Origin of the sequence: Shewanella sp. SG44-2 (assembly GCF_014164215.1) — a bacterium.
Lineage (GTDB): Bacteria > Pseudomonadota > Gammaproteobacteria > Enterobacterales > Shewanellaceae > Shewanella > Shewanella frigidimarina.
Genome location: NZ_JACJEU010000005.1, coordinates 115,682 through 130,576, shown reverse-complemented (window position 1 = coordinate 130,576; position 14,895 = coordinate 115,682). Strand labels below are relative to the sequence as shown.

The 14,895-nt window shown below is 41.2% G+C and carries 14 protein-coding genes; 5 read left to right on the top strand and 9 right to left on the bottom strand.

From position 1 onward, the window contains the following. Nucleotides 1–174 precede the first annotated feature (174 nt). The 9 genes from H5181_RS05625 to H5181_RS05585 all read right to left on the bottom strand — a co-directional run bounded on the left by H5181_RS05625 (nt 175) and on the right by H5181_RS05585 (nt 9,461). Nucleotides 175–555 (bottom strand): DUF4144 domain-containing protein, encoded by a 381-nt coding sequence (locus H5181_RS05625; protein WP_182750466.1) that lies wholly within the window; start codon nt 553–555, stop codon nt 175–177. 26 nt (nt 556–581) lie between these two features. Beyond that, complete coding sequence (locus H5181_RS05620; RefSeq protein WP_182750465.1) at nt 582–2,249, bottom strand: DUF342 domain-containing protein; 1,668 nt, start codon at nt 2,247–2,249, stop codon at nt 582–584. A 177-nt stretch (nt 2,250–2,426) separates the two neighbouring features. Next, the gene (locus H5181_RS05615) at nt 2,427–3,464 is read right to left on the bottom strand and encodes a methyltransferase (RefSeq protein WP_011636028.1); all 1,038 of its coding nucleotides are present in this window, start codon (nt 3,462–3,464) and stop codon (nt 2,427–2,429) included. Nucleotides 3,465–3,568: 104 nt separating this feature from the next. Further along, a complete protein-coding gene (locus tag H5181_RS05610) occupies nt 3,569–4,861 on the bottom strand; it encodes an alkaline phosphatase (RefSeq protein WP_404948492.1) in 1,293 nt (430 codons plus the stop codon). Nucleotides 4,862–4,944: 83 nt separating this feature from the next. After that, entirely contained in the window at nt 4,945–5,898 is a 954-nt protein-coding gene (gshB, locus tag H5181_RS05605) for a glutathione synthase (protein WP_182750463.1), read from the bottom strand. A 38-nt stretch (nt 5,899–5,936) separates the two neighbouring features. Beyond that, nucleotides 5,937–6,677, bottom strand: coding sequence for a 16S rRNA (uracil(1498)-N(3))-methyltransferase (gene rsmE, locus H5181_RS05600; RefSeq protein ID WP_182750462.1), 741 nt, complete (start codon nt 6,675–6,677; stop codon nt 5,937–5,939). Nucleotides 6,678–6,727: 50 nt separating this feature from the next. After that, nucleotides 6,728–7,492 (bottom strand): endonuclease, encoded by a 765-nt coding sequence (locus tag H5181_RS05595; protein ID WP_102035890.1) that lies wholly within the window; start codon nt 7,490–7,492, stop codon nt 6,728–6,730. A 93-nt stretch (nt 7,493–7,585) separates the two neighbouring features. Next, a complete protein-coding gene (locus tag H5181_RS05590) occupies nt 7,586–8,197 on the bottom strand; it encodes a SprT family zinc-dependent metalloprotease (RefSeq protein ID WP_182750461.1) in 612 nt (203 codons plus the stop codon). An 82-nt stretch (nt 8,198–8,279) separates the two neighbouring features. Then, nucleotides 8,280–9,461, bottom strand: a complete 1,182-nt coding sequence (locus H5181_RS05585) for a hypothetical protein (RefSeq protein WP_102035888.1) — start codon at nt 9,459–9,461, stop codon at nt 8,280–8,282. Nucleotides 9,462–10,029: 568 nt separating this feature from the next. Between H5181_RS05585 and H5181_RS05580 the strand changes: the two genes are divergently transcribed. The 5 genes from H5181_RS05580 (at nt 10,030) to H5181_RS05560 (ending at nt 14,886) form a co-directional block, all read left to right on the top strand. Next, nucleotides 10,030–11,355, top strand: a complete 1,326-nt coding sequence (locus H5181_RS05580; protein WP_182750460.1) for a sigma-54 dependent transcriptional regulator — start codon at nt 10,030–10,032, stop codon at nt 11,353–11,355. Between the two features lie 338 nt (nt 11,356–11,693). Further along, entirely contained in the window at nt 11,694–12,311 is a 618-nt protein-coding gene (locus H5181_RS05575) for a hypothetical protein (RefSeq protein WP_102035886.1), read from the top strand. Nucleotides 12,312–12,336: 25 nt separating this feature from the next. After that, entirely contained in the window at nt 12,337–13,407 is a 1,071-nt protein-coding gene (locus H5181_RS05570) for a hypothetical protein (RefSeq protein ID WP_182750459.1), read from the top strand. 95 nt (nt 13,408–13,502) lie between these two features. Next, nucleotides 13,503–14,162, top strand: coding sequence for a C39 family peptidase (locus tag H5181_RS05565; protein WP_259396951.1), 660 nt, complete (start codon nt 13,503–13,505; stop codon nt 14,160–14,162). Nucleotides 14,163–14,172: 10 nt separating this feature from the next. Then, nucleotides 14,173–14,886: a hypothetical protein gene (locus tag H5181_RS05560; RefSeq protein WP_102037225.1), complete on the top strand. Its 714-nt coding sequence runs from the start codon at nt 14,173–14,175 to the stop codon at nt 14,884–14,886. Nucleotides 14,887–14,895 lie beyond the last annotated feature (9 nt).

Below are 14,895 nucleotides of genomic sequence, written 5' to 3'. Positions count from 1 at the left end.
TTGCCAGAGCTATGTGTGTTGCTCAATGGGTTCGACAATTATATTCGTTAATCATTAGCTTGGCTTTATGATTGAGTTCAGGTTAAGTATTAAACATGAGCCCGTTGTTAGTCAGTTAAAGGTAGGTAATGCTAAAAAGGAAGTATTATGTAAATTTTCAGTCTGAATACGTTGCTAATAAAGCTGTTCTAATTCAGCCACAGTCGCAATGCCTTGCTCAATGGTGGTAAAGACTATTTTTGCACTGCAGCAATGCCCTTGAAACTGACCATACTGGCGCACAAGGGGGAGTAACTGTAACACGCTCATATCTTGATTAAGTTTAACCAGTACGGGCAGTTCTGCCACACTGGGGTCCAGTGGCGGATGTTTTTGGATGCTATACACATGGCCAGCGCTGTCGATAAGTTTATCTTCAGCCTGGACCGTAAATTGGTTGGCACAAATAAAGCCCAACCAATCCTGATAGTTAACCAGATACATTAGCTCATCATCTTGATCAAACTGCAGTATGGCTGGCCAATTTATTTGTTGCATAGTTACCTGTTTATCCACATTTGATTTACCTAATCCACTAATAGCTAGCGATTGCTGTAATCGAATGATACTTCTTGATTGACGTTTTTTACAATACACGGACCATGTTCACGTTGGCTGCGTTTGAATGCAGCACCTATATGAATTTCGACGTTGGTGAAAATGTGTTTTTCAGCTTTGATGACGTAATTATTATAATAACCTTCAACTTCGTTAAGATGTTGCGTGTACTCCACTTCTTCTTTAATGCGTTCTGCTGCCATTTGATTTTTTTGATCGAGCATCATTTTGACTTGCTCAATCATGCCGGCATCGCTTTGCCATTCGGTTTTGGGCGGTAATTTACGTAATCTTGCTTCAATTTCTAAGCCCGCAACAACCATGCCTTTAATGCTGTCATCTAATTCTTTAAGCTCTTGTTTTAATTCACCTTGATGCATGGCACAAAACAGCTCAGTTTTGGTGCCGGCAGTCGCTCCAAATGCAATGGCTCTAATGCCTTTTGCCGCAGTAGCAATACCGCCGACTAAGTCGCCACGTCTTCCTTGTGGATCACTCACGGTTATAGTGTCACCTGATGTTGAGTTACTGTGAAGTAACTGCTTGGTGACCAGAATATTACCGAGAGCCTCTAAATGGGAATACTGCACAAACTGGGCACAAATTTGCCCGGTAGCTTTTATTTTGGTGCTGAGTTCGTGCTCTTTAATTAAACGGCCAATAACACCTTTGCTGACAATGACATCACCTTGAGCTTCAATAGAAGCAGACTCAACAAAGCCCATCACGGTCACGTCACCACTAGCTTTTACTTCCATGCCTTCGTGTACATCGCCGGTGATTAAAACACTGCCTTTAAAATTAACGTGACCATAGCGCACGTCTACATCTTTAATTTGCAGCATATCGTCAACTTGCATACCGTTGCGATTTTCAACCGGTTGACCTGACACTGTTGCGATGAGTTTATGTTGATCTTTAGGGTGTAAGCTGGTGCCTGTGCCAGGTTCCATTGGTTTATCTTTACCTGGAATTTGTTGCAGTACATCGCCGTGAACATTAAAACCAGGGGTACCGATGGTTGAAGGGTTTTTAACCATCAAGACATCGTTGGGCTTAACAGTAATCAATGCGCCTAAATTACGCATATCGACTGAGCCATCTTCACGTTCTTGTGGTTGTAATAAGCGCTCACGAGCTAAAGCAACTTTACGGGTTAATATCGCATTTTCGCCGTTAACGGCCGCTTTGCCGCAGGCGATGATGCCTTCACAGCTTTCTCCTGGTGGCAATATCGACAAACGTTGCATGAGTGCCATGATTTTAGGTTTACTCAATCCCATTTTTATTTTTTGATTTTTAAGGGTATTAAGCACATCTGGTAGGGTGATATCTTTGCCGCCCCAGGCTGAAGTGATTTTCATGCTAGCTTGCATTTTATCGTCGCTGACATTGATATTCACTACACCGTCTTTGCGCTCTGCAATGGCGAAAAATAGTTCGTGATCCCCAGGGTTTTGACCGCAAAGGGCATTAACTTCCGCTACAGCTTTAGTAATTGCTGGGGTAATAGGAAAAAGCATAGCAAAAGCAGCCTGTGTGAGTAAGGCGTTGATATCCTCTGCTGACACAGGGCCGTGAGTATTGGGAATTATACGTAATTCCACTTTATTTTTATCTGCACTTAGTGCGACGAGTGAAGGCTCTAGCATAACATCCTTTGTTTTTATTTTTATATCAGGTCATAAGAGGCAAATAGAATACCAACGAAATGAATCCGAAAATGTGCGTTATTTTGCCTTTGAGCCAATTTAGCTGATATTAATCTGCATTTCCAGCAGTAAGCTAGCTTTGTCGCTTATAAGTGAAGCTGAGTCGCGTTGTTGGAATTATCGTTGATGGAGATACAATTTATACTTATTGTTTTCTGCTACCACATTCACTTTGCCAAAATGCGTCGCTATAGTCTCTGAATAAGGTAAATGACGATTTGCGACAATTTGCCATATGCCATTTGATGTTAGCCTAATGGCACTTTGCTGGACAAATTGTGTAGCAATATCTGTCGTGCTGGTTAACCCATCATGAAACGGCGGGTTGGAGATAATGCCATCGAACTTGCCTGTGATTTGATTAAATCCATCAGAAGGATAGACCTTTGCTTGCATACTATTGGCTGCTAGGGTTAATTCACATGAGAGTAACGCCATTGCATTGATATCAATGCACTCAATGGTTAACTCTGGATTGGCTTTTAGCAGCGCAGCTGTAATGACCCCAGCACCACAACCAAAATCGAGTACTCTGCCGCGTAAGTTATCCGGTAAATGTGACAGCAGTAAATCGGTACCCTGATCAAGACGTTTCTCGCTGAAAACACCGACAGCATTACAAATTTGCAGTGTTCCCTGTGGAGTCTCTAGTGAATATTGGCTTACCCAATCTCTTATCGATAGCGTTGGTGCTGCTTGGATTAAATAACTGACATATACCAAGCAGTGGCGGGCATTATCTTGTTTGATTGGCTGCGAATAATAATCAGGTGTGAGTTTTGCAATCGATTTAATCCCACCTTTATTTTCACCCACAATGATCAATTGGCCGTCAACATTCAAATGCTGTGCAGCCAGTTGCAGTAAATAACCCATTAACGGTTTTGCTTTGGGAAAGTAAATAATGACGCTATCAAATTTTGTATCAGCTAATGACTCTGGCAGTTGATGACCAAAATAGCTTTGTAATTTTTCATTGGCGCAAGAGGACAATGTGAGGTGATGATTATAATCTAGCGCTAGGGCGGTGACATTATCGGCAAACTCAAGACATTGATGTGCAAAGGTATCAGCTTCATAATTGAGCACTAACACACTATGTTGCTGAAAGTATTTACTGTTTCTAATTAACGCTTGAGATGGATTTGTTAACACGTCGGTTGCTCATAATGCTAGTGATAAGATAAACACACTGATATTAACACAACCCTTCACGTTGATAGCGGAGGATTGTGTTAGACATAGCCGTCAGTCATTGATTAAGGTGTTTGCACCGATTGTGGCAATAAGCTAAACATTTTAATCGCAATATCAATATTGTCTTGATGACCGCTAAATAATCTAGCGCCAGGGCCTTCAGCAAAGACTTGGACATCCATAGCGGTATGACCGCCACTTGTCCAACCGGTATTCGATTGAATATCAATTAGCTTACGCAGTGCGATTGATAATGGTTCATTACCTTGCATGCGTGCGCTTTGTAATTGACTGTATTGCGCTTCATTTGGAGTAAAGCCAAGAAGCGTTGCCGTTAAAGGCTGCCAATTGTCTTCGGCAATAGCACTGGTAGCAATGACATCAGGGCTGGCTTTAACCTTATGCAGTACTTCAGGGTGCCATTCGTATTTGTCATGTGCGCCAACTGATAATCCACCGGTATTATGATCTGCTGTCACAACCATCAAGGTGTCTTTACTTTGACGAACAAATTGTTCAACCACTTCGATAGCGGATGCAAATTCATCCATTTCACCCATAGCGGTAGCAATATCGTTACTGTGGCCAGCCCAATCAATTAAGCTGCCTTCAACTAACAATACAAAACCTTGCTCATTTTGTGACAGTAAATCTAATGCCTTTTGGGTCATATGACTGAGTTTATGCGCTTGTTTATCATTAATGGCCCAAGGCAATTGTACATCTGCAAACAGCCCCAATACTTTTGGCGTAGTCACTGATGCTAGCTCAGAGAATTCACTGATGTGCTGGTAGCCTTTAGCGCTAAATTGCTCAAGTAATGTTGGAGTGAAATATTGCTGGCCACCACCAAGAATCACATCAGCATCAGATGTTAAATAAGCCTCAGCAATATCTATATAATTACTACGGCTTTCATTATGAGCCAAAAATGCTGCAGGTGTAGCATGGTTTACTTGGGATGTAACTGCTACACCCGTTGACAAGCCTAATGCTTTGGCTTTTTCCATTAAGGTTGTGAGTGGGCGTTTTTCGGTATCAACGGCAATGGCACCATTATAACTTTTAACCCCAGTTGACAGTGCTGTGGCAGATGCGGCAGAGTCGGTGACATAACCACTGACGGAAGCTGGGTAAGTGCTTGCCATACCAACGAGTAAGCGATCAAACACAGTTTGTTCAATCTCTTCTGTGTCAGGATTATCTTTATAATAACGATAGGCGGTGGTGTAAGCTGGTCCCATACCATCACCTATCATAATGATGATATTTTTAGGTCTTGATGGACCCACGGTTGGTACATTATTACTTGCTGTATTAGCAACTGCAGGCGACATAATGACTTCATCAGCCATAGCCCCCGTTACGATCAAGCTAGATACCAATAATAATCTGCTGATTATCCGTTGGTAGGTAGATAAAAAATGCATGATTAATCCTATTTTAGCTGACTAATACGGGCTTCGATGGCATCCATAAGCATGCCGGTAATATTAACGTCGAACGCTGCTTCAATTTCTTTAATGCAGGTTGGGCTAGTTACATTGATTTCAGTTAACTTATCGCCAATAACATCTAAGCCGACAAAAATAAGGCCACGCTTTTTCAATTCAGGACCAATAGCACGCGCAATTTTCCAATCACTTTCTGACAATGGTTGGGCTACACCACTGCCGCCAGCAGCTAGGTTGCCACGGGTTTCACCTTTCATCGGGATACGGGCTAATGCATAAGGTACCGGTTCACCGTCCACCACTAAAATACGCTTATCACCTTGAGTGATTTCTGGAATAAAGGCTTGCGCCATTGCGTACTGTTGACCATAACTGGTTAATGTTTCGATAATCACACCAACGTTAGGGTCATCTTTTTTCACTCTAAAAATAGACGTGCCGCCCATACCATCTAGTGGTTTTAAAATGATGTCTTGTTTTAGCTGGTGAAATGCTCTGATACGTTTCGCATCACGAGTCACAATGGTTTCAGGTGTAAATTCAGAAAACCATGCCGTAAACAGTTTTTCATTGGCATCACGTAAGCTTTGCGGTTTGTTAACAATCAACACACCTTCTTCTTCCGCACGTTCAAGCATATAAGTCGCGTAGATGAATTCGGTATCAAATGGTGGGTCTTTACGCATTAAGATCACATCAAGTTCGGCCAACGGAGTATCAACAGACTCGCCTAATGTAAACCATTGATCAGCATCTTGCTTAACCGATAATTCACGCATCGTGGCCATGGCTTTACCGTTGACCATAGCAAGGTCATGCATTTCCATATAAAACAATTGATAGCCGCGTGCTTGTGCGTCTAATAACATCGCAAAGCTCGAATCTTTTTTGATGTTAATGTCGCTGATCGGGTCCATAACAATACCGAGCTTAATCATGTGTGTATCCTTTAATAATGTGCAGGGAAGATATCGGTTTACCCAATATCACCAAATTTAACTTGTAATGCGGTAATGGCAGTCAATGACGCAGTTTCTGTTCTAAGTACCCTTGGCCCCAATAAAATATCGGTAAAATGTTGGGTTTCTGTCATGGCAATTTCTTCGTCAGACAAACCGCCTTCTGGGCCAATTAATAATCTTACTTTCTGGTGTTGACCAGATAACTGCAAGCCATTAATACCGTGTGAGGCTCTCGGGTGCAAATTCAGTTTTAAGGCTTCGGTGGACTCTTCACACCATTGCGCCAATGTCATTGCTGGACGAACAAGCGGAACAATACTGCGGCCAGATTGTTCACAGGCACTGATAACAATTTTTTGCCATTGTTGCAGTTTTTTCTCTAAGCGCTCACCACTGAGTTTGACACCACAACGGTCAGAAAATAACGGAGTAATGGTTGTTACGCCCAACTCTACTGACTTCTGAACTGTAAACTCCATCCTGTCTCCGCGTGAAATCACCTGACCTAAATGTAGGTCTAATGGTGATTCGCTATTATTAGCTTCACAACTTAAGACCGTGACAGCGATCGATTTCTTACTGGTTTCAATGATTTCAGCTAAGTAATCGTTGCCATCACCGTTAAACAAGCTGATTTGGTCACCCATCTCCATTCGCAATACTCGGCCAATGTGGGCGACACCATCCTCATCTAATTGAAGAGTTTGCCCTTGCTGTAAATTGTCTAGGGGCTGAAAAATACGTGGGACTCTCATCAGTGTTGACCTTATTTAACCAATTGTTCAAGGGAAAGCTTGATCGCCAATTAGCGAACTAAGCCGTTATTTTGGCATTGTTTGAATACAAAATCATTATGATTACCTTGGTTAGCAGCGATTAAGGTATCACGCTTGCACTCAGTTGCCGTCACTGGCTGCATTTTGTCCCATGCATTAAACAATTTTTGCTGACTGCTGCTAATTTGAAGACCATAGATTTTTTGCATATAAAGGTAAGTGCGAGCAATAGGACCTCTTGCTCGTTTAGGCGGTTGTGCTTTGCGGCCTTTAAAGTCGACAATCATTTCACATTGCCCGTATTGATCCGCTTTTCCACCCCAATCACTAAACCTAAAGTTGCTGCGATCGCCATTGACCTCACCGACAGCAGGAACGAGATTATGTAAATCGGCTTCCATTTTTTTGAATTTCTTGTTGTTTTTACCACAATTTTTACGGCCGCCATCTTGCCAACATTGCAGTTGATGACCAAATTCCCAAGCGGGAACCACATGCTCCCATTCAATACGGTTGGCTCTAATAATTTGTTTTCTAACCTGATAGCCACAGCTAGCATGATCTGCTTGCCATAATTTGCCTGCTATGGCGATGTCGCAGCCGCAATAAAAGGAACTGAGAGGTAGGTGTTGTTGGTAAATCTTTTTGGCAACTTTTTTCGCTTTACCAAAACTACTTGGATGTTCTGCTGCGATAAGTGTGGATGAAAAAATGCCGCACAGAAGCGACACCCCAAATAACCAAGAGTGTGTGGATGATAAGCGCAAAATAAACCCTAAAATTAACAAAAACATCGTTACAGCGCAGGCTTAGCCTGTCATTTTTGCTGATGTTAAGCCATCAGATGCGATGACGCAATTGATACTGTTTATTATTACGAGCAAAGGTTATTTAGGGTTAAAAGAGGTTAATGTTTGTTGGCAGTGGCGACAGCGATATTGAGTTTGGCCTCGGACAATTCTGTTGTGACGTCTTATGGTTAAGTTGATGCTGCCACAGCCACAAAAATATTCGAATTGTTGTCCGCTGACCGATTGAGTATTGAGTTGATGAGTGGTCTTGGGAGTAATTTTAAATGTTGTCAGCATTACGCTCTGCCATTCTTTACCATGAGGTTTTACTTTACCAAATAGATGGAAACACAACAGGTGGCTAATTTCATGTGGCACCACTTCGTTAATGAAAATGTCATGATTTTCAGCGAGTAACACTGGGTTAAAACGTAATTTATTGGTTTGTAAGTGCGCCGTTCCGGCGCTTTTTCCACGCAAGCTGAAATCTACACTAGGGCGTGGGAATTGACGTTTGAAATGTTGTTCGGCTAACAGGTAGTCAGCTTCTACTTTGGCCAAGATCTGCAGTTGTAATGGATTACTCACGGTAGTGTTCTGCGTTTGGTGGGGGCAAGGCCCTGTTGATAATGAAGACCCCTTTTCGTGAACATCTTGCGTTAGTGCTTGGTGCGCGCGCTGGGTGAGATTGAAAATATTTTTAAACATGTTGGTGAGCTTCACTTGCTTGAATGATTAATGAAAGATTCAGGCAAGTAAAGTATTGGCCTGTTAAGTTAGTTTGTAGGCATTACAGTGTGCTCGCTGCTGCAGCTATCATGGCGCGTATCTGCTCGACAATGTCTGACTCTACTTGTGAGTCGTAGCCTTTAATACGTGGAGTATGAATGTGTCCTACCGGTAAATTCAAGTTAAATTGATCTCGAAGTAAAATACTGCGATAGGAAATTTCATTGGATAAATAGCCGCCACCAGAGCCTTCTACAGAAATTTCATTTTGTAATTCTGCCAGTGATGATGCCTTAAATTGGCCCCGAGATAAGGTGCTAATTTGGTTATTGTCATTGACACTCCAATGACCTTTCACTGCCGCCATTGCTTCAATAGGCAAAGAGAATTGCACAAATTCAGGGCCATTTAATTTGCCGTCAGTAGATGCTCCATTATTAAATAATGGTGCTTTAGGGTGGCGCTGACTGGCACCGGTTAAGACATTTAAATTGTCTGGAGCTTCTGCACTGCGGTTACGTCCAGGAAAACGTTCAATATCGAAGTTCTCACGACCCATACTGATGGTAAATACCATGTCGACACTGTTGTCACGATAAAACGGTGTGAGTAACGACTCGATAATACCATTGTCGAAATCGGCATATCTTACTGGAATCATCACCGTTTCGATCTGTGCTTTTTTACCATTAACGTCAAAACGATAGCCATCGAGTGCTAACGCTGCTAAACCTGATGGATTGCTTTGGCCGATGTTTCTATCAAGGAAAAAAGGGTCAAAACCGGTCACTAAAATATTAATTTGTGTATCGGGAGAAAACTCAATATCACTAAAACCGCGAGAGGATTTTTCAACAGCTTTGACTAAAATATCACGTTGCCAATCGGCCACATTGAACCCAGCTTTTTCTTGCTTTAGGACGTTACGCATACTTAAACGACTCCAGTACAAGGAGCGATCATCACTGTGTCCCGATTGCACATCACGTACAGCTTGCTGCCATAACCTATGCCCTTGATGCGCGGCCATTTCGGTAACCGCTAACTCATCAGTGGATTGGGCTAACTTGACCTCTACAGTATCACTGATAGCTTGATAACGATTAACCACATTAGGCATTGTTTGCCCAGCTTTTGATACTCGCATCTCTTCAACATCTTTTGAGAGCGGCCCTGCATTAACTGCAGTAGATAAGGTTAATGCCAATGTACTTAACATTATAAAAGCACTGTGTTTAATCATTATGGTTCCTTTAGGACCCTAGATGGTTATCTTTGGGTTGCATTTAACGACTTTACTGCCCGTGAGGCATCTACGTTATAGTTATAACACAGTTGTTTAGGTGGTTTAATAGGGTTTTGAGACTTGTGTCAGTAAATCGATTTTAAATTATGGATTGAAGTTAACCACTTTGTAGGGGGGTAAATGTTGCAGATATGACAGTTTAATGACTATTTTTCTATACTATTAGCGCTTCTATACCATACTAAGAGCATAAGAAAGATGTAGCAGGGATAACAGGTACACTGAAATTACTCATCATACGGTTAATCTGGGGTGATAAGTCGATAAGAAGATGGTTAAAAATGCACTAAGTGTGGTTTTGATCATGTATTCATATTCAACCAAATAATGATACAACTTATGAGTTAATACGTTGTTTATGTATTTAGTTACCGAAGATATAAGCGATTAGCGAATGAGCAGGATTTTTATTTCAGTAATATTATCCAGTTATATCTAGAGATAAGGTGCACAAACTAATCTTGTGCCAGCACTTTGGTGTTCACTGTATCGGAAGGATATCAACATGGAACCATTACTAATGGCAGGCTTTCAGTGTAATGAGCTAAATGAAGTACTTTCTCGATTAAACTTTCAGCTTCACTACATCGATCAGTATGATCAAAACAAAATACCCATTAATTGTGCTCTGTGCTTAATCGATCTTCGAAAAGACAATACTATAAATGAAATCAATTATCTGGTTCGGGAATTAGACCCTAGGGTTCATATCATTGTACTCATCAATAAATCACAACTCGACATTGCTGATATTACTACTTTTATTGCGCAATATGCTTGGGACTTTTGCACTAGCCCTATTGATCCAGAAAGGTTAGAAAAGTGTTTAGGTCATGGTATTGGCTTGTCTAAATTAAAGCAGCAACATCATGTTCCACAGCTTGAGTTCACGGGTAAAGAAACCGAAAACGCTGTGTATCAATCAGACGTAATGCAACAGTTATTCCGTCAAGTTGAGCGCGTGGCACCTACTGATATTCCTGTGCTTATTCGAGGAGAATCTGGCACTGGTAAAGAATTAGTGGCGACCAAGTTACATCAATTATCTTCCCGAAAAGATGGACCATTTATTACGGTTAATTGTGGTGCTATGGCGGCGGGCTTAATTCAATCGGACTTATTTGGTCATGAAAAGGGGGCTTTTACAGGCGCTACAAGTACCAGAAAAGGCAAGATAGCATTGGCTAATGGTGGAACACTATTTTTAGATGAAATTGGTGACCTCCCCGCTGAGCTGCAAGTTAATTTATTACGATTTTTACAAGAAGGTTTATACGACTCCGTTGGTGGCGGTACTCCGCAATCGGCTGACGTGCGTATTTTAGCGGCGACTCATGTGGATTTAGAAAGTGCCATTGATCAAGGTAATTTTAGATTAGATCTCTATTATCGTTTGAATGGCATAACCATTAACACCCCAAGATTAAAAGAAAGGCGTGATGATATCATCGGTTTAGCCAATCGATTTATTCGAGTGTATTCGAATGAATATGGACTAGTGACTAAGCCTTTATCACAAACTGCTTGCCATGCATTACTAAACTATCCGTGGCCTGGAAATGTCCGCGAGTTAATCAACCGTGTTCGTCGAGCTGTGGTATTGTGCGACACGCCACAGATCAGTGCACAAAACCTAGAGTTAGCGAATATAGAAAAAAAGCGTCACATTGCTTTATCGCTTAAAACCTTAAAAGACAATGCTGAAAAACAAGCATTACAACAGGCTATGCTAATTGCCGACGGTCAAGTTGAACTGGCTGCAAGTTATTTAGATATTTCACGAGCGACCTTTTATCGACTTATGGACAAGCATGATTTACAACTAATTTAACTTTGCTAGTATCTAACCAAATGTCGGTTTATTCCTTTATCTACATACTCAACCACTTTATATAAGTCAGTTATTCCCAACTCTGTTTATTTATTCTATTCACTTACTCTATTAATCTGAGTTGAACCTCGTCAAAAAATACTGCTGGCACATTCAGTCTTATTACTAAGATTTAGCTTTTATTTTAAATTAAACATAATTTCAACAACCTAGCGGTTTATATTCTTAATATTGAGAATATACTTTCACTGTTAAAGTATATCCAATTGAAAAATAAAGTTTTTATTTTTGGCATGAGGGTTGCTATATCCATGTATCGAGCATGGAAGGAATCTCTTATGGAAATCATGAACCGGGTACATTGCAAATTATTGCATTTATCATTGAAGCGAGGAGTACAGCTAAGTGCGTTATTGCTGGCTGCTCATTCTTATGCTGATGATTCTTCGGTGATTGGTTCACATGTGATGCAAGGTGCAGGTCGGGCAAGTATCAATCAAGCTGCTGGTGATTTTAATATTCAGTCTAACAGTCATGCATTAGGCCATCGTGCTTCCATTCAAATAATTAATTATAACCAATTGCCACAATCTACTTCTATTACAGAGGTGAGTAAGCAACTCACCTCTGTAATAGACAGCCAAGCCTTTGCCCAATTTCAGGGCTTAGCCAGTATTAATCAAGTCAGCGGTGAGCAAAATATGCAAGCTAACATAGGCAGTATTGCCATGGACTCGACCTTAGAAACCATCATGGGCCAGGGGTTAAATGATGAAGGGTTAACTCAAGTATCGAGCCAAATAGCACCGTCATCTTATCAACTATCACACTATCAAGCCGACATCGCTCCAGACAGCTTTTTGGATGCGCAGGGCGTGATGCAAGTTAATCAAATTTCTGGTGATAACAATGTCGCCATTAACCAGTTCTCGTTGCAGTTACCAAGCGGGAATTAATAATCATCGATCGGAGGAATGGAAGATGAAAAAACTCACTCTAGTGCTAAGTATTGCAGCAATAATGAGTAGTTCTGCATACGCAAATGGAATGACTGATTCAGACAGTAGTGTTGAATTAGATAAAAAAATAGACGTATCTAAAGAGCTTAAATATAAAGGTAAAGTTGCCATCGAGGGCACTATAACGGCTAATGGTTTAGGCATGGCTGTGGTTGAAAATGTGCAGGAAACTAGTGCAAATTTAGTTGAAAATTATTATCACGATAACGACGCTAAAATATCTGGTAATGCATTTGAAAACTCTAGCGGTAATATTGGTGTTAACCAAGCAGCAGGTGATTTTAATGCGCAAAGTAACTCTGCTGCATTAGCCTCTATTGATGCCGGTTTTGCTTTTGGCTCTGGTGATGCTGAAATATTCAGTACGCAAATGGGTGGCTTTAATGGTGTGTGGAACGAAGCCTCAACTAATACATCAACCATCAATGGTGCGTCGTTCATGAATGCCTCAGGTAATATTGGTGTCAACGTGGCTGCAGGTAACAACAATATTCAGGCCAACAATATGGCCGCGTCTTCATACAATGGTCGTTTAGGTGAAGCTAGTGTGTCTAATGTGCAAAGCACTGGGCATAACGGCACGATGAATATGGGGGTTGTTCAAGATAGCGTTGAATATGTCGATGTGAATCTTGCCCTAAATGGTGAAGGAACTTATGAAGGTACGTCTGCTTTAAATGACGCCTATTATCCTGAAATTATTTTAGAAGGGGATGGGGAACACAATTCAGGAACCGGAACTGTGGTGGGCCATGTTGATTTTGATACAGAAAATCCATCTGGTGCTGAAGTGATGACCTTTGATGAAGAAGGTGATTTAGCGCTTAATGGTACTGTGAGCGGCCAATTACCTTTCTTCGTACAAACGGTAATTCAGAAGTCTAATAACTCTTCATTACTAGCTGGAACAGCATTCCAAAATGCATCGGGTAACATTGGTGTTAACTTGGCTAGTGGTACAGGAAACTTACAGTCGAATAACCTTGCTTTAACTAGCATTACAGGTGCTTCAGACATTGTTTCTGGCGAGTAAAGCTTCAGTTAAACGTTATGAATAAGGTAGGGGGCAAGTCCCCCCTAATTCATCTTATGCGCAACATTATCCAATTGATTATCTCTGTATTAATCATGTTAAGTCTAACTCACTACAATTATGCTGCTGAAATCCCATTAACAGGTGTTGTGCCAGGTATGGGAACTTATTCTAAATCTATCCAGAGTATACGTGAGCGAAAATTTGAACATGTAATAGAGCAAAAAACCGACTTTTCATGCGGTGCTGCTAGTCTGGCTAGCTTGCTGAAATTTGCCTATGACCGTCAAGATATAAATGAGCAGGAAGTGTTAATTGGCATGCTAGAGCATGCTGATCTGACCTTGGTTCAAGAACAAGGATTTTCACTGTTGAATATGAAACGGTATCTGCAATCTCAAGGATTAAGGGGGCGAGGATATAAAGTTGGTGAAGCTGAAATGTTGTTGCTCAAAATACCTGCCATTGTATTACTTAATGATGGTGGCTATAGCCACTTTGTGGTTTTTCGTCGTCATGATCGCGGAGAAGTCTATTTAGGTGATCCTGCTTTGGGTAATCGGATTATGACAATGGATGAGTTTAATCGGAAGTGGAATGGGGTTGTTTTTGTGGTTATTGGACAAGAGTATCAACGTGATAACCCATTACTGCATCCAAGAGCAAAACTAACGTTTAAAGCACTCGAACCGCTCTCACCTATGACGGATGCTGAGCTACTCGAATTTGGTTTTTCTTATTCAGATATGCTTTAAGGAGGAAGGTATGAAATTAAGCATGATGCTACTGCTGGCTATCGCAGCGCCTGTAATGGCCAGCCCACCTTCGCTGTCTGTGTTCAAACACAGCCAAGTGCTAACAGACTTCGAATTGGAATCAATGAAAGGCAAATACACTAATAATGGCCAAGACTATTATTTTGGCTTACAGATGCAAACGCAATTTATTCAAGCAAATGGCATTCAACAGCAAGTCGGTATGCAAATCGAATTTGCTCAAGTAGATAATCAACCTTCAGTGAATATTACTATCAGTGATCCTAATGCTATTAGTAGCAATAATGGGTTTCAGTTAGATGCTTTGGGTCAAACAGCAGGGTTACAACAACGAATTCAAATCGCCGGAAGTGAAAACGTAGCCGTCAATGAATTAGATATGGCTCAAGGACGATTAGCACCGCTACTGCAAGGTATTAATGTTGCGGTCGGCACAACGCTTGTGAGCAATAATGGCAATACCACGTTTTCGGCTAACGGTAACACAGTTGGCTATCAGGTCGAATTGGCCTCAGGTAGAGCAAGTCAAGGTATTAGTTATCAAAATGGAAATGGGCAGTTAGTTCAAAGCATTTTTATTGATGGACTCAGTCATGGAGTAATAAACCAGTCTACACTAAGGTATGACGGTATGCCTGTTGGACCAATTCAGTCAAATATACTTGGTAGGCAAATCAGTGATTTAACCGCACTAGGATTTTAATTCATTCTG